This window comes from Bradyrhizobium sp. SRL28, from assembly GCF_018596315.1.
GTDB lineage: Bacteria > Pseudomonadota > Alphaproteobacteria > Rhizobiales > Xanthobacteraceae > Bradyrhizobium.
In genome coordinates this window covers 1-544 of record NZ_JAHEAG010000211.1, presented here as the reverse complement: position 1 = coordinate 544, position 544 = coordinate 1, and the positions used below count along the sequence as shown (strand labels likewise).

General features: G+C 56.1%; 1 protein-coding gene. It reads right to left on the bottom strand.

The genetic code is table 11. The features are described 5' to 3' along the window. The coding region (locus KIP88_RS46030) for an AMP-binding protein (RefSeq protein ID WP_214494655.1) at nt 1–544 on the bottom strand (544 nt) is incomplete at both ends.

The following is a 544-nucleotide window of genomic DNA, read 5'->3' as shown; positions in this document are numbered from 1 at the left end:
AATGGGGATAGTAGCCCCATCAAAATCAGCCGGGCAACTCCAGGCTGTAACGTCGATAGCAGCTTCCGTGGGGCCATATAGATTGTGCAGACCAGTCCAAGGCAATACGCGCCGAACCTTGTGCACAAGGGAGGCAGGAAGCGCCTCGCCACTGCACAGGAGACGCTGCAGCGAGCTGCAGCGATCAACACCCCTCGTGTCCATAAAGCTTACCAGCATGGATGGTACAAAGTGTGCAGTGGTAATGCGCTGGCTGATTATAAGGTTTACAAGCGCATCGGGGTCTTTGTGTGCAGACGGAGGTGCCAGCACCAGGGTCGCCCCTTCAAGCAACGTCCAGAAGAATTCCCAAGCCGAGACATCGAAGCCAAATGGCGTCTTCTGCAAGACGACATCAGTCGCATTGAGAGCGTAGGCTTTCTGCATCCAGACCAGGCGATTGATAATACCCCGATGCTCATTCTTTGCCCCTTTGGGGGTTCCGGTTGAGCCTGAGGTGTAGATGATGTAGGCGAGATGACGCGAGGTGAGGCCGAGGGCGCGC